This is a genomic window from Planktothrix sp., from assembly GCF_046067725.1.
In the GTDB taxonomy this organism is placed as follows: Bacteria; Cyanobacteriota; Cyanobacteriia; order Cyanobacteriales; family Microcoleaceae; genus Planktothrix.
In genome coordinates, this window is the sequence record NZ_JBJUDF010000367.1 from 1 (window position 1) to 25,215 (window position 25,215).

General features: G+C 40.7%; 26 protein-coding genes. 10 read left to right on the top strand and 16 right to left on the bottom strand.

Features of this window, described 5'->3' with window-relative positions; genetic code table 11:
• Positions 1 to 198: 198 nt before the first annotated feature.
• Positions 199 to 1,566, top strand: coding sequence for a thioredoxin-disulfide reductase (gene trxB / locus ACKPEB_RS22585; RefSeq protein WP_408967277.1), 1,368 nt, complete (start codon positions 199 to 201; stop codon positions 1,564 to 1,566).
• A gap of 50 nt (positions 1,567 to 1,616) precedes the next feature.
• Here trxB and ACKPEB_RS22590 read toward each other — a convergent pair whose 3' ends face one another.
• The 3 genes from ACKPEB_RS22590 to upp all read right to left on the bottom strand — a co-directional run bounded on the left by ACKPEB_RS22590 (position 1,617) and on the right by upp (position 3,100).
• Positions 1,617 to 1,907: a YggT family protein gene (locus tag ACKPEB_RS22590; protein ID WP_408967278.1), complete on the bottom strand. Its 291-nt coding sequence runs from the start codon at positions 1,905 to 1,907 to the stop codon at positions 1,617 to 1,619.
• Between the two features lie 111 nt (positions 1,908 to 2,018).
• A complete protein-coding gene (locus ACKPEB_RS22595) occupies positions 2,019 to 2,315 on the bottom strand; it encodes a hypothetical protein (RefSeq protein WP_408967279.1) in 297 nt (98 codons plus the stop codon).
• A 113-nt stretch (positions 2,316 to 2,428) separates the two neighbouring features.
• Complete coding sequence (gene upp, locus ACKPEB_RS22600; protein WP_408967280.1) at positions 2,429 to 3,100, bottom strand: uracil phosphoribosyltransferase; 672 nt, start codon at positions 3,098 to 3,100, stop codon at positions 2,429 to 2,431.
• Positions 3,101 to 3,272: 172 nt separating this feature from the next.
• Here upp and ACKPEB_RS22605 point away from each other — a divergent pair, with 172 nt between their 5' ends.
• The 5 genes from ACKPEB_RS22605 (at position 3,273) to priA (ending at position 9,515) form a co-directional block, all read left to right on the top strand.
• Complete coding sequence (locus tag ACKPEB_RS22605) at positions 3,273 to 4,070, top strand: DUF3153 domain-containing protein (protein ID WP_408967281.1); 798 nt, start codon at positions 3,273 to 3,275, stop codon at positions 4,068 to 4,070.
• A gap of 82 nt (positions 4,071 to 4,152) precedes the next feature.
• The gene (locus ACKPEB_RS22610) at positions 4,153 to 4,536 is read left to right on the top strand and encodes a lipopolysaccharide assembly protein LapA domain-containing protein (RefSeq protein ID WP_408967282.1); all 384 of its coding nucleotides are present in this window, start codon (positions 4,153 to 4,155) and stop codon (positions 4,534 to 4,536) included.
• A 150-nt stretch (positions 4,537 to 4,686) separates the two neighbouring features.
• Entirely contained in the window at positions 4,687 to 5,520 is an 834-nt protein-coding gene (locus ACKPEB_RS22615; RefSeq protein ID WP_408967315.1) for a segregation/condensation protein A, read from the top strand.
• Between the two features lie 213 nt (positions 5,521 to 5,733).
• Positions 5,734 to 6,891 (top strand): sugar phosphate nucleotidyltransferase, encoded by a 1,158-nt coding sequence (locus tag ACKPEB_RS22620; RefSeq protein WP_408967283.1) that lies wholly within the window; start codon positions 5,734 to 5,736, stop codon positions 6,889 to 6,891.
• An 80-nt stretch (positions 6,892 to 6,971) separates the two neighbouring features.
• Complete coding sequence (gene priA / locus ACKPEB_RS22625; RefSeq protein WP_408967284.1) at positions 6,972 to 9,515, top strand: primosomal protein N'; 2,544 nt, start codon at positions 6,972 to 6,974, stop codon at positions 9,513 to 9,515.
• A gap of 29 nt (positions 9,516 to 9,544) precedes the next feature.
• On the opposite strand, the gene ACKPEB_RS22630 is transcribed toward priA, so the two are convergent.
• Both ACKPEB_RS22630 and ACKPEB_RS22635 read right to left on the bottom strand, forming a co-directional pair.
• Positions 9,545 to 10,246, bottom strand: coding sequence for a helix-hairpin-helix domain-containing protein (locus tag ACKPEB_RS22630; protein ID WP_408967285.1), 702 nt, complete (start codon positions 10,244 to 10,246; stop codon positions 9,545 to 9,547).
• A 24-nt stretch (positions 10,247 to 10,270) separates the two neighbouring features.
• Positions 10,271 to 10,618 carry an NINE protein gene (locus ACKPEB_RS22635; protein WP_408967286.1) on the bottom strand — a complete coding sequence of 116 codons (348 nt, stop codon included), beginning with the start codon at positions 10,616 to 10,618 and terminating at the stop codon, positions 10,271 to 10,273.
• A gap of 548 nt (positions 10,619 to 11,166) precedes the next feature.
• On the opposite strand from ACKPEB_RS22635, the gene ACKPEB_RS22640 reads away from it, so the two are divergent.
• Positions 11,167 to 11,364, top strand: a complete 198-nt coding sequence (locus ACKPEB_RS22640) for an NblA/ycf18 family protein (protein ID WP_408967287.1) — start codon at positions 11,167 to 11,169, stop codon at positions 11,362 to 11,364.
• Positions 11,365 to 11,499: 135 nt separating this feature from the next.
• Here ACKPEB_RS22640 and ACKPEB_RS22645 read toward each other — a convergent pair whose 3' ends face one another.
• The 10 genes from ACKPEB_RS22645 to gcvT all read right to left on the bottom strand — a co-directional run bounded on the left by ACKPEB_RS22645 (position 11,500) and on the right by gcvT (position 22,075).
• The gene (locus ACKPEB_RS22645; protein ID WP_408967288.1) at positions 11,500 to 11,952 is read right to left on the bottom strand and encodes a hypothetical protein; all 453 of its coding nucleotides are present in this window, start codon (positions 11,950 to 11,952) and stop codon (positions 11,500 to 11,502) included.
• 129 nt (positions 11,953 to 12,081) lie between these two features.
• Positions 12,082 to 13,236: an anhydro-N-acetylmuramic acid kinase gene (locus tag ACKPEB_RS22650; protein ID WP_408967289.1), complete on the bottom strand. Its 1,155-nt coding sequence runs from the start codon at positions 13,234 to 13,236 to the stop codon at positions 12,082 to 12,084.
• 11 nt (positions 13,237 to 13,247) lie between these two features.
• Positions 13,248 to 13,988 carry a PP2C family protein-serine/threonine phosphatase gene (locus ACKPEB_RS22655; RefSeq protein ID WP_408967290.1) on the bottom strand — a complete coding sequence of 247 codons (741 nt, stop codon included), beginning with the start codon at positions 13,986 to 13,988 and terminating at the stop codon, positions 13,248 to 13,250.
• A gap of 150 nt (positions 13,989 to 14,138) precedes the next feature.
• Positions 14,139 to 15,851: an ABC1 kinase family protein gene (locus tag ACKPEB_RS22660; RefSeq protein WP_408967316.1), complete on the bottom strand. Its 1,713-nt coding sequence runs from the start codon at positions 15,849 to 15,851 to the stop codon at positions 14,139 to 14,141.
• 107 nt (positions 15,852 to 15,958) lie between these two features.
• Positions 15,959 to 16,288 carry a DUF6825 family protein gene (locus tag ACKPEB_RS22665; RefSeq protein ID WP_408967291.1) on the bottom strand — a complete coding sequence of 110 codons (330 nt, stop codon included), beginning with the start codon at positions 16,286 to 16,288 and terminating at the stop codon, positions 15,959 to 15,961.
• Positions 16,289 to 16,533: 245 nt separating this feature from the next.
• Complete coding sequence (locus ACKPEB_RS22670) at positions 16,534 to 18,177, bottom strand: hypothetical protein (protein WP_408967292.1); 1,644 nt, start codon at positions 18,175 to 18,177, stop codon at positions 16,534 to 16,536.
• Positions 18,178 to 18,506: 329 nt separating this feature from the next.
• The gene (locus ACKPEB_RS22675; protein WP_408967293.1) at positions 18,507 to 19,217 is read right to left on the bottom strand and encodes a Uma2 family endonuclease; all 711 of its coding nucleotides are present in this window, start codon (positions 19,215 to 19,217) and stop codon (positions 18,507 to 18,509) included.
• A gap of 131 nt (positions 19,218 to 19,348) precedes the next feature.
• Positions 19,349 to 20,296, bottom strand: coding sequence for a 30S ribosomal protein S6--L-glutamate ligase (gene rimK / locus ACKPEB_RS22680; RefSeq protein WP_408967294.1), 948 nt, complete (start codon positions 20,294 to 20,296; stop codon positions 19,349 to 19,351).
• A gap of 35 nt (positions 20,297 to 20,331) precedes the next feature.
• Positions 20,332 to 20,766 (bottom strand): ATP-dependent zinc protease, encoded by a 435-nt coding sequence (locus tag ACKPEB_RS22685; RefSeq protein ID WP_408967295.1) that lies wholly within the window; start codon positions 20,764 to 20,766, stop codon positions 20,332 to 20,334.
• 187 nt (positions 20,767 to 20,953) lie between these two features.
• Positions 20,954 to 22,075: a glycine cleavage system aminomethyltransferase GcvT gene (gene gcvT, locus ACKPEB_RS22690; RefSeq protein WP_408967296.1), complete on the bottom strand. Its 1,122-nt coding sequence runs from the start codon at positions 22,073 to 22,075 to the stop codon at positions 20,954 to 20,956.
• A 598-nt stretch (positions 22,076 to 22,673) separates the two neighbouring features.
• Here gcvT and rseP point away from each other — a divergent pair.
• From rseP to rpsN, 3 genes are read left to right on the top strand one after another with little or no spacing between them, the layout of a single operon-like run.
• Complete coding sequence (gene rseP / locus ACKPEB_RS22695) at positions 22,674 to 23,777, top strand: RIP metalloprotease RseP (RefSeq protein WP_408967297.1); 1,104 nt, start codon at positions 22,674 to 22,676, stop codon at positions 23,775 to 23,777.
• A gap of 9 nt (positions 23,778 to 23,786) precedes the next feature.
• The gene (nth, locus tag ACKPEB_RS22700) at positions 23,787 to 24,470 is read left to right on the top strand and encodes an endonuclease III (protein ID WP_408967298.1); all 684 of its coding nucleotides are present in this window, start codon (positions 23,787 to 23,789) and stop codon (positions 24,468 to 24,470) included.
• A 37-nt stretch (positions 24,471 to 24,507) separates the two neighbouring features.
• Positions 24,508 to 24,810, top strand: a complete 303-nt coding sequence (rpsN, locus tag ACKPEB_RS22705) for a 30S ribosomal protein S14 (RefSeq protein WP_072721335.1) — start codon at positions 24,508 to 24,510, stop codon at positions 24,808 to 24,810.
• A 70-nt stretch (positions 24,811 to 24,880) separates the two neighbouring features.
• Here the strand turns inward: rpsN and ACKPEB_RS22710 are convergent, their stop codons facing one another.
• Positions 24,881 to 25,210, bottom strand: coding sequence for a hypothetical protein (locus ACKPEB_RS22710; RefSeq protein WP_408967299.1), 330 nt, complete (start codon positions 25,208 to 25,210; stop codon positions 24,881 to 24,883).
• Positions 25,211 to 25,215 lie beyond the last annotated feature (5 nt).

Genomic DNA, 25,215 nt, shown 5'->3' on the forward strand with positions numbered 1-25,215 from the left:
ATTGCAACCCGTTTGCAATAACCTCTTGACAAAAATCGCGGTTTTTTCTCAAATTCTTTTAAAATTTAAAATTAGAATCGCATAAATATAATTTCTTATTATAAAACCGAAGCGATTAGACTCCCTACCCTACCCGGAGAAGACAGAAACTGCTATAATTTAACTAAATGAAGTCGTTATGAGTTTTAGATAAGAAAAATGACAAACCCAACCGTTGAAAACCTGGTAATTATTGGTTCTGGGCCTGCGGGCTACACTGCGGCGATTTATGCTGGACGCGCGAACTTGAAACCCGTTGTGTTTGAAGGCTATCAACTGGGGGGAATTCCGGGGGGTCAGTTAATGACCACCACAGAAGTCGAGAACTTCCCTGGTTTTCCCGAAGGCATTACCGGGCCAGAATTAATGGATCGGATCAAAGCTCAAGCTCAACGGTGGGGGGCGGAACTCTTTACCGAGGATGTGATTTCCGTTGATTTGAGTCAACGTCCCTTCACCGTTAAATCTGAAGAACGGGAACTCAAAACCCATGCTATTGTGATTGCCACAGGGGCGACGGCGAAACGGTTACATCTTCCTCATGAAGAACAATTTTGGAATGCGGGAATTTCGGCTTGTGCCATTTGTGATGGAGCCAGTCCGATTTTTAAAGGTGTAGAATTAGCGGTCATTGGGGGAGGAGATACGGCTACTGAGGAAGCGGTTTATTTAACTAAATATGCCACCCACGTTCATTTATTAGTGAGACGTCATGAACTGCGGGCGAGTAAAACCATGCAGCAAAGAGTTCTGACGCATCCTAAAATTACCGTCCATTGGAATACCGAAGTGATTGATGTTTATGGCAATGATAAATTAGGCGGGATTAAAATTAAGAATAACCAAACGGGAGAACAACAGGATTTACCTGTACAGGGGTTATTTTATGCCATTGGTCATACTCCCAATACCCAAATCTTCCAAGGACAATTAGATCTCGATGAAGTGGGATATATTGTTACCAAACATGGCACGCCTGAAACCAGCGTTGAAGGGGTTTATGCGGTTGGGGATGTGCAGGATCATGAGTTTCGTCAAGCCATTACAGCCGCCGGAAGTGGTTGCATGGGAGCGATGTTAGCTGAACGTTGGTTATCAATGAATGGGTTAGCGCAGGAAGTTCAACAAACAGAAACGGCTGAACCGGAAGCAGAAACAACCGCTTCAACCCAACCTCAAATTACCACTTCTGAAAATTTCGATATCCAAAATACCCGCCATACGGGGGGTTATGCCTTGCGGAAACTTTACCATGAAAGCGATCGCTTAATTATGGTAAAATATGCCTCACCCACCTGCGGGCCTTGTCATGCGCTTAAACCGATTTTAGATAAAGTGGTTGGCGAATTTGAGGGTAAAATTCATTATGTCGAAATTGACATTGAAGAAGATCCTGAAATTGCTCAAAGTGCAGGGGTAGTTGGGACTCCAACGGTGCAGATGTTCAAAAATAAAGGTTTAATTCAAGACCTCAAAGGAGTTAAACCCAAGAGTTTATATCGAGAATTAATTCAGGAGAATCTATAGAACCAGAAACCCGGTTTCTTCCAGAAACCCGGTTTCTAAGTTTGGATAAATTAAAATGCCATTTGCTGCATACTGCCTAATAAAGCAATAATAATTTGAGAGCCAAATTGCAACGCAAAAATCGCAATAATTGCTGAAAAATCAATTCCTCCCAAGGGGGGAATAAAAGACCGAAACAGATTGAGATAGGGGTCAGTTAATTGACTTAAAATTGAAAAGGGTGGATCATACCAATTAATGGTGGGAAACCAGCTTAATAAAATCCTGATAAATAGGATTAACATATAAATGTTCAGGAACTGTGCCAGGGTATTAGCGAGTAAACCTAAAGGAAGTGCCATAAAATTTTTTTGATGTTTAACTCAATTTGACTGAATTTGAGATAAAGGGATGACCCTTAGTGTATCACATTTCAAGAAAGGGGCAGAGGTCAAAAGCAATACTAAAACCGATTAGTCGTAAGTTTCCGAGTTACTATTGCTATTGACAGTTCCTAATTGCTGACGCACATCATCAATCGCTTGATTGAGTTGAGCAATTTTATCCTCCAAACTCAAACGAGCCGTTTCCATGTGATCTTCTGGCAATTTAGCTGACTTGACTGATTTTGCTGATGTTTCTGGCAACAGATCCACTGACTCTTGCTCCCTCATGCGGGAAGCTAATACGACCCCCAATACTCCGCCAACTAACCCTCCAAGGGTTGCACCGAGGAACAAACCACTGGTAAAGCCATCTCGATTACTCATAATTTACCACTCTGTCATAATAGCTTGATTTTATAGTAGGGAACAGGGAACAGGGAACAGGGAACAGTCAGGAAAAAAGGGATACAGATTTACTGTTGTGACAACCTAGAAATCTATTCGGTGGGGAGACGGTCGAATGTGCCAAAAGTTCGATCTCCTGCATCTCCGAGTCCTGGTACAATAAAGCCATGTTCATTCACTTCAGGATCAATAATTGCGGTATAGATTTGCAAGCTGGGATAAGCTTGACTTAATTTTTGTAACGCAGGCGGTGCGGCGACAATTGAAATAATCCGGATCAAAGCGGGGTCAAGATGACGTTGGGTGAGTTCTTTCATCACCGCCATGATGGTTACCCCTGTTGCTAACATGGGTTCACTGATAATCACCCGCGTTTGGGGATCAAATTGGGTCGGTAAATTATTCAGGTAGCAACTCGCCTCTAAGGTTTCCTCGTTGCGTATCATCCCGATATGATAAACCGAAGATAAGGGAACCACGCTTTGAATTCCTTCCATTAATGCTAAACCCGCCCGTAAAATCGGAATCACCACTAAGGGAACTTCAGGATTAACAAAGGTGGCGGTACATTCGGTTAACGGGGTTTGTACGCTGGTTTCCAGGGTTGGTAGCCAGTCTCTGGCGGCTTCGTAGGTTAACCAGCGTCCTAACTCGGTCATTGCTGTGCGAAATAAAGCCGGAGGAGTCGCTTGATCACGAGCTACTCCTAACCAATGTTTAATTAGAGGATGGGGCGGGACATAAATACGCAGTTGACTAGCCATAAGCAAAGGATTAGAAACTTTTAACTATCATCCCATAGTTCATCAAACCCTAGACAAATCGATGGGAGAACTTTAACTCTGATTTGGGTGTCCTCAGTGCCAAAGCATCAGGTTTGATCAATCGTTTCTCAGACTGGCGATATAATATTCAACAATGGCTTGGAATTAAATTATGATGAAAATTATTAAACCATTTCTGATTGTTTTTTGTGCTTTATTTTTATTGAGTGGTTGTGTTCGATATGATGTGGGAGTCAATTTTCAAGATCAAACTCACGGTCAAATTGTTCAGAAAATTCAATTAGGAGAACGATTAACCAGCTTTAATCGAGATGTTATTAATGAATGGGTGTCAACTTTAGAACGACGAGTTAAACAGTTAAAAGGCAGAACCCAGAAGCTTTCTAAACAAGAAATATTAGTGACCATTCCTTTTTATAATGGCAAGGATTTAGAAGATAAATTCAATCATTTTTTTAATCCGGCTGAATTTAACCTAAAAAAATCAAAGAAAGAAACTGAGGTAAAACTTCCTGAATTTGCTTCCCATCTTAATCTTAAACAAAATAATTGGATTTTTGCTTTACGCAATCATATTAGTTTAGAATTAGATTTGCGATCGCTGTCTCTACTCTCCACCTCAGAAAATGTATTAATCAGTTCCGGTAACTTATTAGAACTACAATTTGTGTTAACCACGCCTTGGGGAGCAACTATTGTTAATCCTGTGAATCTTTCTGAAACCTCGGAAGAACCTTCATTAGTTAAGGTAGAGTCCGATGGAAAACAAGTAATTTGGACGCTCCAACCCGGAGAAATTAATCAATTAGAAGCCATTTTCTGGGTTCCCAGTCCCATTGGAATTGGAACTCTGATGATTGTTGGGTTCACCGCTTTAGGAATGTATCTGAAGTCCAATTTTTCCCCATCGGTTAAAAAGGGTCAAGCTTCAATTCCAACAAAAGTTTAACGAGATTCAAAATCCCCAAAAAGCCTTAAAATTAAACTAGGCTTGAACGACTCATTTATTTTCCCGATTGGATAAAATTATAATGCGAGCACTCAACTTTTTGTTTATTTTTATTGTTTGTTTAGGATTAGTGTTCTTTAGTTTAGAAAATACCAATCCAGCAACGGTGCAACTGATCGAAGGCATTAAAATCCAAGCTCCCCTTTCAATTGAATTAATTATAGCCGCCGGGTTTGGTGCATTCTTAGCTTGGATTTTCAGTTTATGGTCAAGATTGCAGCGAATTTTATCCAATCGGGAAACGGCTCGTCAAATACGACAACAAGAAAAACGAATTGAAGAGTTAGAAAAAAATTTACAAAAGCAACTCAAGGACTATCAAACCTCCCTCGAAACGCAACAAAAAACCTTGATTCCGACCGTCGAAGTCTTAACCCATACTCCTGAAGTCCTCCCCAACGAGTAACCCGCCGTCGAAGGAATCGTGCAGTCACAACAGAAGGTTTTGGTTTACAATAGGTAGACATTGAGCGAACTACTGAGTGTTGTACCTTCAGTGATTTCAGGCGATTCTATCCTTTCTAGTCCTGATCCCCTCTCCAACTTTCCCCTAAGTGTGGCGACTCCTCAAGATGCCTTAACGGCTTTATCTGAGGGAATTGCACTCTTAATTGACTTGGCACAACGGGGAGAGATTGATCCTTGGGATGTTCAGGTGATTGATGTCATTGATCGTTATCTCAGTAAACTAACCCCTCCCGAAGAATCAACCTCCAGCAATAATTTTACAGAATTGTCGCAGTCGGGCCAAGCCTTTTTGTATGCCTCCATGCTCGTCTTACTGAAAGCCGATAGCTTGATGGCAACGGAAACTGACCCGAATGAAGCTTTACCCGAAGCCGAAGAATTCCTAGAATTGGAAGACGGAGGCAATGGGATTCAACGACCCCAACAACTTGAACGACAACTGCGTCGGCGCGCGGTGGCTAAAATTCCCCAGAAACGGCGAGTCACGTTGCAAGAACTGATTGAACAGTTGCAACTGATGGCGGCTACCATTGCCGCTCAAAAAGCTCGTCCTCGCCCCCGTCCGAACACTGCTAAAACTAGAGCCACAACCGCCAAGGCTATTGCAGAGTTAGCCCATCAGGAAAACCTAGTGGAAATGGCGGCGGAAGTAGAACGACTCTTGAACCTGCAAGAATCACAACACCGTCAAGAATGGTTGGAGCTTGACCAGTTATTAACCCTTTGGTTACAGAGGAAGCAACCCCAACCGCCTCCGGTGTCGGAAGAAAATCCGGTTCACTTGAGTCCGAATCATGATCGGGTGGGGGTATTTTGGGCATTGCTGTTATTATCGGCGCAATCCAAAGTTGAGCTTGCTCAAGAGGAATTTTATCAAGATCTTAAAATTCGCTCTCTGAGTGAACCATCGCCAAACTCTTAAAACCTGGTTCATTCAAGATCTCAAGAACTTCACGGATCAATCATAGTAAACCTTGATAGGCTATTAATTGATCAAGACTCTCTCATCAGATTGTCTAATCAGGCCATTTTTCTGTTAAAAAGCGTTGTCAACGCAAAACTATTACTGATTTTGATCCCTGAGTTCCATCTCATGTGATTAGTTTAAACATTGCTTAAGGTTGAGGAAGTGAATATGAAAGCTATGATTCTTGCTGCTGGAAAAGGAACTCGTGTTCGTCCGATTACTTACACAATTCCTAAACCTTTAATTCCGATCTTACAAAAACCAGTGATGGAATTCTTGGTGGAATTACTGCGAATGCACGGGTTTGATGAAATTATGGTTAATGTTAGTCATTTAGCCAATGAAATTGAAAACTATTTCCGAGATGGTCAACGGTTTGGGGTGCATATCTCCTATTCTTTTGAAGGCAGAATTGAAGATGGAAATTTAATTGGACAAGCCTTGGGTTCCGCCGGAGGGATGAAACGAATTCAAGACTTTAATCCGTTTTTTGATGATACTTTTGTGGTGTTATGTGGGGATGCTTTAATTGATTTAGACTTAACAGAAGCAGTCAAATGGCATCGAGAAAAAGGCTCTATTGCTACTATTGTGATGAAATCGGTTCCTAGGGATCAAGTTTCTAGTTATGGCGTGGTTGTCACCGACAAAACGGGTCGTGTGAAAGCGTTTCAAGAAAAACCTTCAGTCCAAGAAGCTTTGAGTACGGATATTAATACAGGGATTTATATTTTTGAACCTGAGATTTTTAAATATATTCCTTCCGGGTGTGAGTATGATATTGGTAGCCAATTATTTCCCCATTTAGTTAAAATTGATGCGCCTTTTTATGGAATTTCAATGGATTTTGAATGGGTGGATATTGGGAAAGTCCCCGATTATTGGCAAGCGATTCGCAGTGTGTTATTAGGATCTATTAAAAACGTTTCTATTCCCGGTCAACAGGTGCGTCCAGGGGTCTATACTGGATTAAATGTGGCGGTTAATTGGGATAAAGTTAATATTCAAGGCCCGGTTTATATTGGAGGGATGACTCGCATTGAAGAGGGTGCAAGTATTATTGGCCCTACTATGATCGGCCCTAACTGCTGGATTTGCAGTGATGCCTATGTAGATAATAGCGTGATTTTTGAATATTCTCGTTTAGGCCCCGGAGTCCGTTTAGTGGATAAATTAGTGTTTGGGCGCTATTGTGTAGATAAGCTTGGCGCTTCTATTGATGTGCAAGCAGCGGCCTTAGATTGGTTAATTACAGATACCCGTCAAGTGTTTAATTCTGATTCTACTGAACGACAAGCGATTGTCGATTTATTAGGTAATCCTTAATCTCCAGGGTGTCGGTGTCCGGTATTTCCGATCCGCAACCCGTCACCCTTCTCCCCGTTAATACTCAACAAAAATGGCTCATGTCTGTTTTGACTTGTAATCAATCTCGGTTAATTGTTGCTGAATCTGGCGCATCTTATCATCAAGAGCATTCGGATGATTCTGTTTTGGGTTCAGAACGATTTGTTGAAGTATTAGTGGATGTTCCTTATGGGTTTAATACAGAAGAACAAGAGGAACAAAAGTTATTTATTTATCGAGTTCCTTCAGATTTAAGGGTAAAGCCTGGAGATATTGTGAGTGTTCCCTTTGGAACTCAACAAATAGGAGGAATTGTAATTCAGTTTCTCGATCAACTGTCTCCTGATTTACCAGAACATCGAGTCAAAGCCGTTGAAGATATTATTTGTAACGGTTTCTTCCCTTCAACTTATTGGCAACTGTTACAACAGGTTTCTAATTATTATCAAACCCCTTTAATTTCAGTCATTCGGACTGCTTTACCCCCTGGATTATTAGGAAAAAGTCAACGTCGCATTCGTTTAACGTCTGAACCCATCCCCAAGGATGTTCAATTATTTTTAAATCCGGCTGCTGCTTCTCTTTTAAATCTTTTACAATCTTCAGGAACAAAAGATTTTACTTGGAAATATTTAAAACAAAATGTCATTAATGCTCAACGAGGATTGAAAGATTTATTACAGCGAAAATGGGTTGAAAGTTATTTAGAACCCCCTAGCCCCCCTCGCCCTAAATTAAAACAAGCTGTTACATTAGTTGATGATATTATCCCTTTAGATTTAACCCCTCGTCAGCAGGAAGTTTTAACCCTGGTGATTAAAGTTCTCAAGCAACAAGGAGGAGAACTTTGGTTCAATGATTTAATTAAAATTTGTAGTACCAGTTCTAGCTTATTAAAAAATTTAGCAGAAAAAGGCTGTATTATTATCACGGAAAGAGAAATTTTAAGGCAAAATCAAGGCATTTTTCAAACTCCTGATCAGCCTAAAATTTTAAATCAATATCAAACTCAATCTTTACAAACCATTAACTCTTTATCCAGTTATGCTCAAGTTTTATTACATGGGGTGACAGGTTCAGGAAAAACCGAAGTTTATTTACAAGCGATCGCACCTATTTTAAATCAAGGAAAATCCGCCTTAGTATTAGTTCCTGAAATTGGCTTAACCCCTCAATTAACCGACCGATTTCGTGCCCGTTTTGGCGATCAAGTTTTTGTTTATCATAGTGCCCTTTCCGATGGAGAACGTTACGATACCTGGCGGAATATGACTTTGGGTTTACCCCAAATTATTATCGGGACTCGTTCAGCAATATTCGCACCTTTACCGAAATTAGGATTAATTATTCTTGATGAAGAACATGATAGCAGTTTCAAACAAGATCAACCTCCTCCCTGTTATCATGCTCGAAAAGTTGCTCAATGGCGAGCGGAATTAGAAAATTGTCCCTTAATATTAGGTTCAGCAACTCCATCCTTAGAAACTTGGTTAGAAATTAAACAGAAAAATCAACAAAATCGATTTTATTTATCCCTTCCCGAACGCATTCAAGCGCGACCCCTTCCTCCGATTAAAATCGTTGATATGCGTCAAGAATTGCGTCAAGGAAACCGATCAATTTTTAGTTATGACTTACAAACTGCTTTAAATCAACTCCAAGAAACTCGTCAACAAGGAATCTTATTTATCCATCGTCGAGGACACAGTACCTTTGTTTCCTGTCGCAGTTGTGGTTATGTGATGGAATGTCCCCATTGTGATGTGTCCTTAGCATATCATCATGAACATCCGAATGCGGCGCAACTGTTAAGATGCCATTATTGTAATTATAGTCAATTGTATCCCCAGCGTTGTCCTGATTGTGACTCTCCCTATTTTAAACATTTTGGGAGTGGAACTCAACGGGTTATTGAAGAATTAAATCGCTTATTTCCTGAGTTAAAATCAATTCGATTTGATAGTGATACCACCTCTCGAAAAAATGCTCATCGTACCTTATTAACTCAATTTGCAAATAAAGAAGCAGATTTATTAGTGGGAACCCAAATGTTAACCAAAGGGTTAGATTTAGCTTCTGTTAGTTTAGTCGGAATTGTATCCGCCGATGGGTTATTACATTTATCTGATTATCGTGCGAGTGAACGCGCCTTTCAAACCTTAGTTCAAGTCGCAGGACGAGCCGGAAGAGGGAATGATCCAGGGCGAGTGATTCTACAAACCTACACCCCCGAACACCCGGTTATTCAAGCGGTACAACGTCATGATTATGAATCCTTCGTCGCCACAGAATTACAACAGCGACAGGAGTTAAATTATCCGCCTTATGGTCGTTTAATTTTATTAAGATTAAGTAGTTTTAATCAGAAAAATGTTGAAGAAACTGCCAAAAAATTAGCAGAATTATTATTAGAAAATAATCCCGATTCTAATTTTGAATTATTAGGCCCCGCTCCTGCGCCTATTCTTCGGGTTGCAAATCGTTATCGCTGGCAAATTTTAATTAAAACCTCTCAAGACTCTTCTATTATTTTACCAAAATTCTCTGAGTTTAACTCCGGTTCTGTTTATATTACCATTGATATTGATCCTTTGCATTTGTAGAGACTTTATTAAAAATTAAGCGATCGCATTCATAAAAAATGACGATAAATATGTAATGGCAGTTGAGTCCGTTTTTTAAAATCTAGGAAAGACTTATAACCTCCTCGTTGTTGACGTTCTAAAACGATAATTTTAGCGGCATTCATATTTAACCCTAATTCCACTAATTCATCCATTGATAATACATTTAATCGTCGCCAAGAATGATGAATTTCTTTATTAATATCAAACCCAAAGGTTACTAACGGTGTAATCCGTTTGATCGTTGCTTCAGGAATCCCAATTAATTCAGCAAGTTCTTCTAAACTGGTGAAATTATAGCCTTCTCGTTTCAAGTCTTCAATTTCATTCGCATAAACAATCGGTAAATCTAATCCATGAACCAAATCATGTTTAGAACAAGTATTAATATCAATTTTATCGTGATATTGAGCCACTAATTGGGTGAGATGAGACTCATGTAAATTAGATAAAGGATGGGGAAAAGTTTTAGCTAAAAATTTATTCCGCAATGCGATCGCAGTAATAATTTGACCCATCCAAACCAAGCCTGCAAAGGAGGTATCCGAGAAAATAAAAGCCGCTGCTACAAACCCTAAACCGATATAAATCCAAGGTTGAGTTTTGGTTTTATTTCCAGCATAGACAATCGCAAATCCCCCGAATACAGGTAATAAAGACCAATATAACCATTGGGGGACTTTCTGAAACCATTTAGATAGATTAGACACCTTCAAGGTCACTCCGATTGAGGTTTACAGTTCTTTTAATAATTTGCGACGTTTTTCTTCATATTCTTCTGCGGTAATTGCACCTTGATCATAAAGGCTTTTGAGTTGAGATAAACCGACGGTAATATCCTCGGCTGAACGACTTCCATTTAATGCTGAATAAGCAACACCTGGATTAAATTTAGCATTGAAGGCTTGATCCGACATTAACAATAAGCCTAAAAAATCAAAAAACGCTAAAATTGCTGGAATAAATGTCCAACAAAATAATAAATAAAGAATCCCGCCAAAATTTTCTCCTAAATAGAACTTATGAACTCCAAAACCACCTAAAAAGAAAGCGAGTATCGCGGCTGCAAATTTATTCTTCATGGGTTTTTCTCCTAAATTTTAGGCATTTAGTCTGGATTAGCGATTCAGTTTACGGTTCCGGCTTTTGGAAAGCCTAGCTATTAAAAAGTATAACAAAATGATAGAAGTTTGTGCTTCAATCACCGTTAGGTATCCTTTAACAAAAAAATTAGAATCCCAAGTCGAATTAAAATAAAAAATCAAAACCCCTACCACAGCGTAGGGAAGAAAACGAAATCGACTCCAGAACGCTCTGGTTGGCTCGGTCTTAGCAGGAGTCATGTTAAATTTCTCATCCTTGTGAGTCAGAACAAAAACTTGATAAGAATTACAAATACTCTATATGAGTTTAACACATCAAACTGGAAAGATTCCTGATCATTGAGCCTCTAATTTCCATTCTGTCTTGAGATCTATACCCTTTGTCGTCAAAACTCGTATCCTATGCTACACCATCTTTCAAAAGATTTGCTATCTTCAGAATAGACATCTCTTTAGAAGAGAATGGACAATTTGTCAAACAGTTGTTACACTTGTTAACAATACTACACAACTGATAGGAGCGAACCATGAACCAACCTGTAGAACTCTCTTTGGAACAACAATTTAACCTCAGTTCCTTCAAGCTGCAAGTGGGTCAAATGAGTCGAGAACAGGCACAGGAGTTTTTAATCAATCTCTATGAACACATGATGGTGCGAGAAAATATGTACCAACATTTTCTCAAACACCATTGGGGCTTGGAACCCAATTTTGTGCAGGAATAATACTAGAAGATGTCGCAGTCAGCGACCTCTATCTCTCACTTTTTTCCAACAGTTGGAAACAGGTTAGGGGTAATGGGGCGCAACCTGCTTCTTCGATGAAACGCTTTTTATGAAAGTTAAATCAACCCGATTCAATTAAGATTTACGTTCTAAAGTCGCTTCCATCACACTAATTAAATTCAGCGTGTGTCCTGCCATGATTCCACTTGAATAATAGTAATGGTTGGAATCAACTTTTCTCAAAGTTTCAAATCCATTCCGACGTTGACGTTCATCTCCTAAAACTCGATAACGTTGGACAATCGACTCAAGGCTAATTAATCCTTCCCCTTCGATTTTGCCTAATTGACTGTGTTGTAAAACAAAGGTATATTCTCGTTCATTACTATCTAATCGTCCCCGATACTGTAAGATAATATCCTCGTGATCGTGACCGGGAAAGACTAATTTTGTCACCATACTAAACCAGTCACTTTGATTCCATGCAACAACTGTTTTTCCTCGGACGGCAATTGGCAGTTCATTCCGATTAAGCCAACTTCCTTCTAATAACCATTGACCAGATTCCATTAAAAATGTATGAGCCACAGTGCTACCCTTATTTTCTGCACCTCACCTAAACTAAAAATTCTGAGTCCTAGAAAACTCAAAACTTTTCTCTTGTCAGATCGACTAAGCTCTACAGATTATCTCTTCAAGCGATTTGTTGTTATGGTATCACGTTGTCGTCCAGGCGGTGTGAATTTGTCCCAGTAAAACCTCAGAATTTGCTCCTGTGACCGTCGGTAAATTTCCAGGGATACCTAGCTGTCGCCAATAAGCTAAAACCGCAAAGGTAATGGCTTCTTTAAAATCAGCATTTAAGCCTATTTCTGAGGTAGAAAAAACCGGAATTGGAGCAAATAAAGTTTCTAATCGATGTTTTAAATAACGGTTATGGCTTCCTCCTCCACATAATAAAATCTGATCCGGTAGGGAAGGTAAAAATTGACAATAACTGCGATAGATTGACAGGGCTGTCAATTCCGTTAGTGTTGCTAAAACATCTGCCGGACTTAAATTGTAGGGTTCTGCTTCCGCTAAACAAAATTGTAAATAGTTTTTTCCAAATAATTCTCGCCCCGTTGATTTCGGGGGAGGTTGCTGAAAAAAATCTTGCTGTAACCACTCTTCAACTAACGGGATACAAGGAGTACCAGTGGCAGCCCACACACCATCCTGGTCGTAGGTTTGTGTCCCTTGAGAAAAATATTGTACCGCTAAATCAAGTAAGATATTTCCTGGCCCAGTGTCCCAGCCTAAAATCGGTGGGGGGAGGGGGGTGTCATTGAGGTTCGTTTGAGGCAAATAGGTGACATTACTAATTCCCCCAATATTTTGAACACAGCGATGATATTCAGGATGACGAAGAAGATAAACATCCAGAATTGGAACCAGGGGAGCACCATGACCTCCAGCCGCAATATCAGCGACTCGAAAGTTACTGACCGTTGTGATCCCGGTTAAATGGGCGATCAGTTCTCCCCGCCCCAGTTGGACACTGTAACCGAGTTGTTCTTTTTGGGGAGGGCGATGAAATACCGTTTGACCCTGAGAACCGATTAATTCCGCAGGTTCAGAGGACTGTTGCAAAGTGATGGCTGCTTGAGCAAAAGCCTGAGCGATCGCATCATCCAGGTCAGACCATTCAGCCATTGATAAAGCCATGCCACCACAGACCTGCAAAATTTGCGATCGCAACGCCTCAGAATAGGGATAAGTCGCCCCCGCCAAGAATTGCACTTTGAGATCCCGTTGACAACCTGTAATCTCAACCAAAGCCGCATCAATGCCATCAACGGAGGTTCCACTGATCAAACCGATTACACGCATAGGAAATAGGATTAACCCTCTAACGATCCAACCGCGACCACAATAACTGTAATATTGTCTCGCCCTTCCCGGTCTTTTGCCTCTTGGACTAACGCCTTCGCTGCGGCTTCACAAGCTCGAATTGATTTGAGGTTAGCGGTGATGATTGTATCTGAAAGTTCTTCGGTCAACCCATCACTACACAACAGCAACCGATCTCCCGGCTGTACATCCATCTGATCAATACTAATGTCTGAGAGATCTTCACGTCCTAAACACTGAGACAGAACATGACGCCAAGGATGAATGCGAGCTTCATCTGGGGTTAAGGCGTTGCGTTTCACCGCTTGAGCCACCCAAGTTTGATCTTCTGTAATTTGTTGTAAGGTATGTCCCCGTAAACGATATAAACGAGAATCCCCCACATTGGCAAACCAAGGGTTCTCCTCATCTTCTCGGAATAAAGCCACAACCGCCGTCGTCCCCATATCCGAGCGTTCGGGATGTTGTTGCTGATCCTGCAAAATCGCTTTGTTTGCCGCGATCAACGCATTCTTGAGTAGAGTCTGGGATTGTTCGGGACGATCCCAATGGTCAAGAATGTAATCTTTAATGGTTTGAGTGGCAATCAGACTTGCCTCTTGACCCCCTGCGTGTCCACCCATTCCATCCGCGACAATGAAAAAACGGCCATTAGGATCGATGTAGTAAGCATCTTGGTTGACGTTGCGAACCTTACCTGTATCCGTCATCCCAGCAAAAAAACGTTTCATAAACAAATATGAGTTATCCTCTAACTCCCCAAGGGGTTTCTATTTTAAATTTTCCAATATTTGCTGATCAGGATGGGTGAGAAAGGCTGCGGACGGTTAACATTCCTTAACTTTAAAAGTCAGGGTTATGTGACTATTTCCATCAAGGATTTACATCATGCGATCGAGACGGTCAATCCGTCGTAACAGTCTTAAGAAAGCAATCCCCATAGCAAACGCTAAGAAGAGTACAATCAACGCTAACCCCACCTTATCACTAATCAATAACAGTGTAGCCGATAGGGTGAAGGCACTGATCAGCACAGCGTAATTTGTGCCCATTTGGACATTACTCACCCGTCTTAATACCCGGTCAGTTTCTGCAAGACGAACCCGCATTCGGATATCCCCTTGTTCGAGTTTTTCCAGGGTATCTTCAATGCGTCCGGGTAAGCCTAACGCCGAGGAACTGACTTGCACCGCTTGGCGACCCAGTTCATTAAAAATACTATTGGCAGTATTGGGAAGATTTCCATTAGACATAAGCTGTATGGCAAACGGCTGTGCCACCTCCATAAAGTTAAATTCAGGGTCAAGTCCTTTTCCGACTCCTTCTAATGTCGAGAAGGCCCGCATCACGAAGGTAAAGGTTGCCGGAAATCGAAACGGTTGGTCATAAGCAATTTCATACAAATCATCACTGATGGCAGCAATCGATTGATTTTCAAACGGTTGATCCATAAAGTGATCTAACATATATTGAATTGACCGACGCACAGGCCCGATATCTCCGGTTGGTGCTAATGCTCCAACAGCAATTAAGGATTTCACCACCCGATCTGCATCTCGTTGGGTAATGCCAAACAGCGTTTCCATGAGTTTTTCTCGCAGATTGGACGTAATTTGTCCCATCATGCCAAAATCATAAAAAATCAGTTCGCCCCCCGGACTAACGGCAATATTACCGGGGTGGGGATCGGCATGGAAAAAGCCATGATTCAGGAGTTGTTGTAAATAAGCTTTAGCTCCCATTTGAGCCAGTTCTTTACGGTCAAGTCCTGATGCTTCCAAGGCTTCATAATTGCTAATTTTAATCCCTGGAATATATTCTAAGGTGAGGACTCTGGGAGAGGTATATTGCCAGGATACTCGCGGAACTTTGACCCAATCACAATTGCGAAAATTCCTTCGGAATGTATCGGCATTGCGACCTTCATTCAGGTAGTCAATTTCTAACCATAAAATCCGGCAACATTCATCATAAATTCCCACCCAATCTCGACCTTTTCCCCAACGGGGATGGTTTTGGAAGTAGCGAGCAATGCCTCGCAGAATCGCTAAATCAATTTCAAATAATTTTTTCAGTCCGGGGCGTTGAACTTTCACCACCACATCGGAGCCAGAATGAAGTTGAGCTTTGTGAACTTGACCTAGACTGGCTGCTGCTAAGGGAATGGGATCAAAATTTTGGAATAATTCTTGAACAGTTTTACCGAGATCTTCGACGATAATTTCTTCAGCTTGTTCATAGCTAAAGGCTGGAACTTTATCTTGAAGTTTCGAGAGTTCTTCTACATATTCAATGGGGAATAAATCGGCACGGGTGGAAAATAATTGTCCAACTTTAATAAAGGTTGGCCCTAACTCTAAAAATGTTTCTCGAACCCATATTGCTTGCGCTCGACGGCGAGCATTCTTCTTTTCTTCGGTAAAACCGCCCCAGTAACTCCATTTTTTACCATCGATCCACAACCAAGTTAACCACGTTAATACAAACGTCCAAATATCAATAAAACGTCGATTACGGGAATAATTTTTGCGATTCCAACGGTAAGCTTTTCCCCCATAATGTTTGCGGGAAGGAGTAACTATAGGCGGATTCATTCGTTGTTCCGGTTCGGAACCCCGAATGGCATGATCAGCAGGAACAGACACGACCGTTTCCAAAATGATGTTGACCCTATTCAGTGCTTGTTTGATTAAAACAGAGTTTACACGGTGCGATTACGATACCGTTGCAATTCTGAACGGAGTTCAGCCACTTCTGCTCGCAGTTCGTCAATCGTCGCTTGTAAATCTACGGGTTCACCGTTAGAAAATGCAGAGTTAAACGGGGAGGAACTATCGGTAACAACGGTTCCCGCTTCTTGAGAGGCGCGTTCCATCACCTGTTGGGTAAACTGTCGTAGATGTTCTTTCTGTTCTGCGTCAAATTTCCCCAGTTCGCTGAGGAAGTTGGCCAGACCATTTCCCAGTTGTTCGTACAGTCCTTCCGCTAAGGCACGTCCCACAAAAAACGAATTGACGGCAGGTTTACTCATAAAACTTATAGTTTTGCTAACTTCCGTAACAAATTATAACCTGCCTTTCTCATCTTCGGCTTCTATCTCGGCAGAAATACTTCTGTAGAAATCTTGTCTGCAAGGTTTCTACACAGGTGTGGAGATTTGGAGTCTGATTTCCCCTGATGGCCATCGAGGTTGTCCCTGCCTTTGTTCCCCAAAAGTTGATCCTCACCCAAAGCCCCAGAAAGGTTATGATTAACAAACTGATCCCCGATTCGGTGTTAACCGAGTAAGAAATTGTTAGCGTTAATTTGAGTCGAATTAACTCCTAATAATTGAGCCAATATTTGTTGAGTTGAAGCTAGTTTAATTAAAGTGTTGGTATTATCTTGACTGAAAGTTAACTGTTCAAAGGTTAATCCTCCTGTTAAAATAATCAAATCTTCTCCAGGGATAAAGTCAGTGATCACGTCATTTCCCTGGGTGGGAGCAATGTAGAACTGGTCTGCACCGACACCTCCGGGCAAGGTATCATCCCCATTATCTCCCGATAACAGGTCATTATCCGCACCACCGGACAGGTTATCATTGTCTTGACCTCCATACAGATTATCATTCCCTTCATTGCCTTCTAGGTTGTCATTGCCTTTGTTCCCAAAAATTTGATCCTGACCTAAACCCCCGGAGAGGTTATCATTGTCTTGACCTCCATAAAGAAGATCTTGACCCTCACCTCCATTGAGTTGATCATCATTTTGATTCCCAAATAAGGTATCATTACCTTGCTCCCCATTAATCCCATCATTACCGCTATTTCCAAAGACTATATCATCCCCAATTCCGACGCTAATCGGATCATTCCCAGCAGTTCCAAAAATTGTATCGTTTGTATTCGGGGTTGGAGTTGGAGTTGGAGTTGGGGTAATATTTGAAGATAGGGTCGCTTTATAAATTTCCCAATCGTTACTATCCCAACCTTGCCAGATGATATTATTGCCAGAAATATCATAGTTCTTGTCCTCAGAATTATTATTCGTTAACTGGAGGATACTACTGCCATCGTAAGCGTAAATTTCATAATCATTTCCATCAAAAGTCTCCCAAACAATATTATTGCCTGATATTTTCGGATACTCATCAGCCTCAGTATTATTCGTTAATTGAACGGTATTAATCCCATTATAAAGATAAATTTCATAATCAGTCCCATCCCAACCATTCCAAACGACATTATTTCCTGATATTTGGGGAGAATCATCACCCTCAGTATTATTGGTTAATTGAGTGGTATTAATTCCATTGTAAAAATAAATTTCATAATCATTTCCATCCCAACCAAACCAAACGACATTATTTCCTGATATTTCGGGTTCTAGTTCTTCAGAGTCATTATTAGTCAGTTGAATGGTATTAACCCCATTGTAAAGATAAATTTCATAATCAGTCCCATCCCAACCAGACCAAATGACATTATTACCTGATATTCTGGGATCACGTACTTCTTTATATATATTTAGTTCCTCAGAGTCATTCTTAGGCAGTTGAATGACATTAGTGCCATTGTAAAGATAAATTTCATTACCGCTTGGCCAGACAACATTATTACCGGATATTTGAGGATTGCCGTTATAATTTGTGTTATACGAATTATCACTCAATTCAATTGTGGTGCTGCCATTATATAAGTAAATACTTGAAACTCCAGATAATCCCCCGGAGTACCAGACGATATTATTACCTGAAATTTCTACATTTTCATTGCTAAAATAACTATTAGTCAAGGGAATACTATTAGCACCATCATGATAATAGATTTGATAGGCAGACCCATCCCACTGAGACCAAGCAACCTGATTTTCTGAAAGACTAGGCATCTCATCATCAGCGTTATTATTAGTCAATTGAAGCGTTGTAAAACTAGACATATTCTTACTCCTTCATTGTTAGCACTGGTTGATTTTTGGTACGACAGGCAAACAAGAAAAACCAAATTGATATCATCCCCAGGATGATCCCGTAGTCAAAAATAATAGGGAAAGTTTTACCCTATGATTAACAAGGGAAAACAGTAAAAGAGATCAGATGTGGAGATTGGATTACCTGTTATTAGTTAATCATAACATTAAAGTAATAACACAAGTTGCTAGTTACAAATCTTATGATTTTGAACCCTCCTAAGCTAATAACAAGCAACTTAGGTTAATACAGAATCAGGAATTGATCAGAATTTTGGAAATTTTGAGATAACTATAGTTTAACCCACTGAATCGGGATTAATCCCTAATGCTCTAAGTTGTTCGGCTAAACGTTCTGCCCGTTGACGCTCTGTTTCGGCCCGTTGACGTTCGGTTTCGGCTAAGGTTTGAGCTTCGAGGGCTGCTTCTGCTGGGGTGGGAATTAATTCTCCTTCTGGACTAAAATAACGTAATTGATTGTTATAAATTCCCAAATATAACCCTAATACATCACTCCACAATAAGCCGGATTCATTGCTAATAATAGGATGATAGGCTTGACCGATTAAACGAAATCCTGCTAACTCTAAATCTTCGGGAGAAAACCAGAAATATTCTGGGGTTCTAAACCGATTTTGATATAGGTTTTTCTTTTCTTGTCGATCAACTTTAGCGGTAGAATCTGAGAGTAATTCAATAATGATATCGGGATATTTTCCATCTTCTTGCCAAACAACCCACGAGCGACGGGGACGTTTTACCGTATTTTTAGCCACAAAAAAGTCGGGGCCTCTGAATTCTCGATTTCTGAGTTGTTGTTGACTGTAATAAACCGTTAAATTCGCTCCAATAAAATAATCCTCTCGTTCTCGCCAAAGCCAATCTAAACAAGAAACTAATAAAGCTAATTGTAAATAATGTAAAGAACTTTCCATCTCTGGTTCATCACTTTCGAGTTGACTGGTATCTGGCATTAAATCTGCGATTTGTTGAGCCGTTATTAGTACCATTGGGTTGATCTCCATTAAAGAGGGAACAGGGAACAGGGAATTACGAATGGGCAATAGGCAATCTTGCTATAGGCAATAGGGTTAATAATTTTGACTATTTTATATTAAGTTTAAATGATTATATTATATAGCTAATTCTCAAATGTTGGGGGTGTACTCCTCTTTTTTTTTCTGTTTCCGGTTCCTGGTTCTTTATTCCCTCCTATCATTACATTTTTTTCCAAAAATTCAATAATTTTATCCGATACATCAATTCCTGTAACCGTTTCAATTCCTTCAAGCCCTGGGGATGAATTCACCTCTAAAACCAGGGGGCCTTGATCAGAACGGATCATATCTACTCCTGCAACTTTTAATCCCATTACTTTTGCAGATTTAATAGCCATATTCCGTTCTTCTGCGGTTAATTTAACATTTTCAGCTTTTCCGCCTCGATGTAAATTAGCCCGAAATTCTCCAGGGTTACTCAAGCGTTTCATGGCTGCAACCACTTTATCTCCAATCACAAAACACCGCAAATCAGAACCATTCGCCTCTTGAATAAATTCCTGTACTAAAATATCAATATTTAACCCTTGAAATGCCTCAATTACTGATTTAGCTGATTGATAACTTTCTGCTAAAATCACTCCCATGCCTTGAGTTCCTTCTAACAGTTTAATAATTAAAGGTGTACCTCCGACTTGTTCAATTAAATGATCTATCTCTTTAATCGAAGTTGAAAATGCTGTTTTTGGTAAGTTAATGCCTTCTTTGGCTAAAACTTGCAACGCATTCAATTTATCACGGGAACGTATAATTCCTTGAGAGCCATTTAACGTCAACATTCCCATCAGTTCAAATTGACGGACAATAATCGTTCCATAAAAAGTTTTTGAGGCTCCAATTCGAGGAATAATTGCATCAAATTTGCCTAATGGTTTTCCTTCATAAATAATGGCAGGATTGTCAGAAACAATTGAAATATGACATCTTAAATAATCAATAATCTGTATCTCATGACCCCGTTGTTCCCCTGCTTGTCTCAGTCGTCTAGTCGAATACAAGGAACTATCTTGGGATAAGATCGCAATTTTCATAATAATAAAATAGTCTTAAAATTAGATTTTTTCTGTTATTTATAATCTCCTAAAAAGGATTGATGACAATCAATTAAAAACCGTCCTTTTATGGCTTGTCTTCCTAATAACATCCGAAATCCCATTGCATCTCGATTTGTTAACGTTAATTCAATTAACCATCGTTTTCCCATCAGTTCAAGATCCGTTACAATCACAGGTCTTAATTCCGTATGTCCACCCGAATTACGGATGGGACGATATTCCAGTAAGTCCGCTTCTGTACTGACCGTATTGATTGTATCGCGTTGGATGGGGTGTACTTTAAACCGAACCCGTTGTTGACCCTGAAATTCAACAATCTGAATATCAAAAGCGTGCAAACTTGATGAACGGGCACCTGTATCAATTTTGGCTTTAATTTTCCCAATTCCCAAACTCGGTAACGCCACCCACTCCCGCCATCCAATTGTTAATAAGTGCTGGTGCAAAATTAATTACCTAGTTGAGAAAGGGAACCGGGAACTGTGATTAACTGGGAACAGGGAACAGGGAATCACCCAATCTGTAAATAATGATGTTTGGGTACTGAATTACGTTTTAACCATAGTTGGTGGTCACTGTTAATTGTTAACGGTTGATGGTTTGTATTTCTTCTGTCTTCCTGTTCCCTCTGCTTTATTTTTTAGGTCGATGGGGAGAACGATAGAAGGGACGTTTAACAACCGTTGCGGGGTAAGTTTTGCCGCGAATTTCCACGTCTAAAGATTGACCGATTTTGGATAATCGGGTAGGAACATAGGCCATAGAAATGGCTTTTCCTAATGTTGGAGATAAGGTTCCACTGGTAATTTCTCCGACTTTTTCACCGTTAAATAAAACTGGATATCCGTGACGGGCAATATATCGTCCCTGCATTTCTAACCCGACTAATTTGTGAGTGACTCCAGTGTTTTTTTGTTGTTCTAAAGCGGAACGACCAATAAATTTTCCCTTGGTATCCCAATGAATAATCCAACCTAAACCCGCTTCTAAAGGAGTTGTGTTCAAATCAATATCTTGCCCATATAATGCCATTGCGGCTTCTAAACGCAGGGTATCTCTTGCTCCTAAACCACAGGGAATGACACCAGATGTGGCTAAATTTTGCCAAAGTTGAATCCCAATATTCGGATCAACCATCATTTCAAATCCGTCTTCTCCGGTGTATCCAGTACGGGCAATAAAGGCGGGTTGTCCTAAAATTGTGGTATTAAGATGACCAAAAAATTTAATGCTAGAAAGGTTATCTTCAACGAAGGGTTGTAACGTGGCTTCTGCTTGTGGCCCCTGAAGTGCTAATAACACTTGATCTTTAGATAAATCTTCTAATATTATCCCCTGATCCTCAATATGGGCACTAATCCAAGCTTTATCCCGTGAACGAGTCGCTGCATTCACAATCATGACGCCTTGGGGTAAATTCGTCACCGGATCAATGCCTTGATAATAAAAAATAATATCGTCTAAAATTCCTCCCTGAGCATTCAACAAAACGCTATATTGAGCTTCACCGGGTTGTAAACGGCTGAAATCTGAGGGAACTAGAGATTGTAACGCATCAATTAAGTGTTCTCCGCGCAGAATAAATTTACCCATGTGGGAAATATCAAACATACCCACCGCTTGACGGACGGCTTCATGTTCGCGGTTAATTCCTGTAAACTGAACCGCCATTTCCCAACCTGCGAAGGGCACCATACGGCCATTGAGTTCAACGGAGGCGTTATAAAGGGGAGTACGAGCAAGGGTCGTTGTCATAAAAGTAGGATGGGAGTGTGGAAACTCAGCGTCTTCAGACCTGAGAGGAAACACGACTCAGGGGAATAAATTTCCCGTGAATATTGGATTGGGAACCGACAAAAATTGTTTGATTTGCCGATTCCCGGTTTTTTTGGGATTTCTCCCACTCCTATTACTAGGGTAAAGTTAGCTGAGTGCTTCGCACACGCTACGCGAACGCCAATGTTATCGGTCGGTAACTATCTCAAAAGCACTATTTTACCCCTCGTAAAACTGTTTAACTTTTAAGTTCCAGAGCAATAGACTAGCTACGCATCTATTGGTGGGTTCTTGAACACTTGCCGATAACATAGTCAATGAAGACTTAGGCTGGTCAGCTATCCAAAGAGGAGGCATGAGCCCCGTCTCTTTAGAGCGGGGTGCTGACGTTGATTGTTGACGGTTAACTGTTCAGTGAAGATGGGATTTTAGATCCAGTGTTGAATGACTCCTGTTTGATCATCATACTGTGAAAACTGACGGTTATAAACCTTCTGCCCAGGGTCAAGGGTCAACTTTCAACACTAGATATTAAAATAGTTAGAACCGCTTTTATGTTGTTTTACGGGACTTATTCATGTCAGTATTGGCAGCGATCGCAGTTCTTGCAGTGTTAATTGTCGTTCATGAACTGGGGCATTTTTTAGCCGCGCGTTTACAGAATATTCATGTGAATCGGTTTTCCATTGGCTTTGGCCCGATTTTATGGAAATATCAAGGCCCAGAAACCGAGTATGCCCTTCGAGGTCTGCCGTTAGGAGGATATGTAGGATTTCCTGATGAAGATCCAGATAGTACCATTCCTAAAGATGACCCGAATTTATTGAGTAATCGTCCCGTTTTAGATCGAGCGATTGTAATTAGTGCGGGAGTGATTGCCAATTTAATTTTTGCTTATTTTTTATTGGTGACTCAAATTGGCATTATTGGGGTTCCCAATTTTAATTATCAACCGGGGGTTAAAGTTGCAGAAGTATCTCAAGATTTAAGTTCTGCTGCTAACCGGGCTGGCATCCAATCACAAGATATTATTTTGGCTGTCGATGGTCAAGAATTAGGAGCGTCTGAAACTTCGATTAAAACCTTAATTCAGGAGATTCAAGATCATCCGAATCAAGCGTTATCGATGCAAATTAAACGGCAAGATCAAGTTGTATCACTCAAGGTAACTCCTGAACTGGGAAATGATGGTAAAGGTCGCATTGGTGTGCAGTTAAGTGCGAATGGAACGATTGTTCGTCATCGCGCTAAAAACCCGATTGCAGCCTTGACGGAAGGAGCAACAGAATTTCAACGCATTATTAATTTAACGGCATCGGGTTTTGCACAACTGATTAGTAACTTTAGTGAAACCGCAGAACAGTTATCTGGCCCGGTTGGAATTGTGGCAATTGGTGCTGATATTGCCCGTTCGGATGCGGGAAATTTATTTCAATTTGCCGCCTTAATTAGTATTAACTTGGCGTTCATTAATATTCTTCCGCTTCCGGCTTTAGATGGCGGTCAATTAGCGTTTTTATTAATCGAAGCGTTACGAGGTAAACCTTTACCGGATAAAGTCCAAGAAAGTGTGATGCAAACTGGGTTAATGTTGTTGTTAGGATTGGGGATTTTCTTGATTATTCGAGATGCCGTTAATTTAACGGATTTAAGTTGGGTGCGTTCGCTCTTTCAACAGTAAAAAATTAACATGGTGACTCAGAAAAAGCGGGGGACAAAACAACGGGCTTTAGAGATTTTATTGCGACTCAAACGCCTGTATCCTGATGCAACTTGTAGCTTGAATTATGAAACTCCGGTGCAATTATTAGTCGCCACTATTTTATCGGCTCAATGTACCGATGAACGAGTTAATCAAGTCACCCCAGCTTTATTTTCTCGCTTTCCCGACGCTGAAAGTTTAGCAACCGCTAATATCACAGAACTGGAAAATTTAGTCCGGTCAACCGGGTTCTATCGTAATAAAGCTCGTCATATTCAAGCCGCCTGTCAACTGCTGGTGGAAAAATACGGGGGACAACCGCCAAAACTCATGGAACACCTTCTCGAACTCCCTGGCGTGGCTCGAAAAACCGCTAACGTGGTTTTAGGTCATGGCTATGGGATTAATATGGGGGTGACGGTGGATACCCATGTTAAACGCTTGAGTCAACGCTTGGGACTGACAACCCACACTGACCCCATTCGCATTGAACGGGATTTGATGGGGTTGATTCCCCAACCGGACTGGGAAAATTGGTCAATTCGCTTGATTTATCATGGTCGCGCTATCTGTACAGCCAGGAGTCCAGCGTGTTATAATTGTGAATTGTCTGATTTATGCCCATCTGCTCAAGGGGCAACCGTCCCCACCGCAGAAAAACGTTTAGGCTAAAGCATAAATAATCATTTAGGAGGAAAACAGCCTTCATATGGCTAAGAAAAGCATGATTGAGCGCGATAAAAAGCGCAAAAAATTAGTAGAGAAATATGCTGAAAAACGCGCTGAACTAAAAGAACAGTTTGAGCAAGCTGAGTCTCAACTGGAAAAAATGGAAATTCACCGCAAAATTCAACAACTTCCCCGCAATAGTTCTAAAACCCGCGTGAGAAACCGTTGCTGGTTAACTGGACGCCCCAGAGGCTATTATCGGGATTTTGGATTATCTCGCAACGTGATCCGCGAAATGGCGCACCAAGGGTTATTACCAGGCGTTGTCAAGTCCAGTTGGTAACAAACCGTTATCCCTCATCCCCTGTAGGGGCGAGGTTTCCTCGCCCTTAGTAGTTTGGGATTATTAATATTTATCTTCCGCAACAACGTTCAATTCCTAAACTATCTAACAATAAATCACTTACAGCATTAGCGATCGCAAATTCTCCAAAAAAGCTTTTAGAAAAATCAAAAGATTCCATTTCTGTCACAATAGCAATGACTAAGGAACCGACATCATTTTCTCCTTCCATGCGTTGACGAACATAAATTTGAGCCGCCCGTTGTGCAATGGTTTCATTGATAGCTTCAGGAATAAATTGTTCATCTAACCAGGTATGTAAATTTTGTTTTAACCATTCTCCTTCCTGTTGTAGATTCTCACTCGGAGGTAAGGTGATAGGCTTAATAGGTTCATTCATAAATG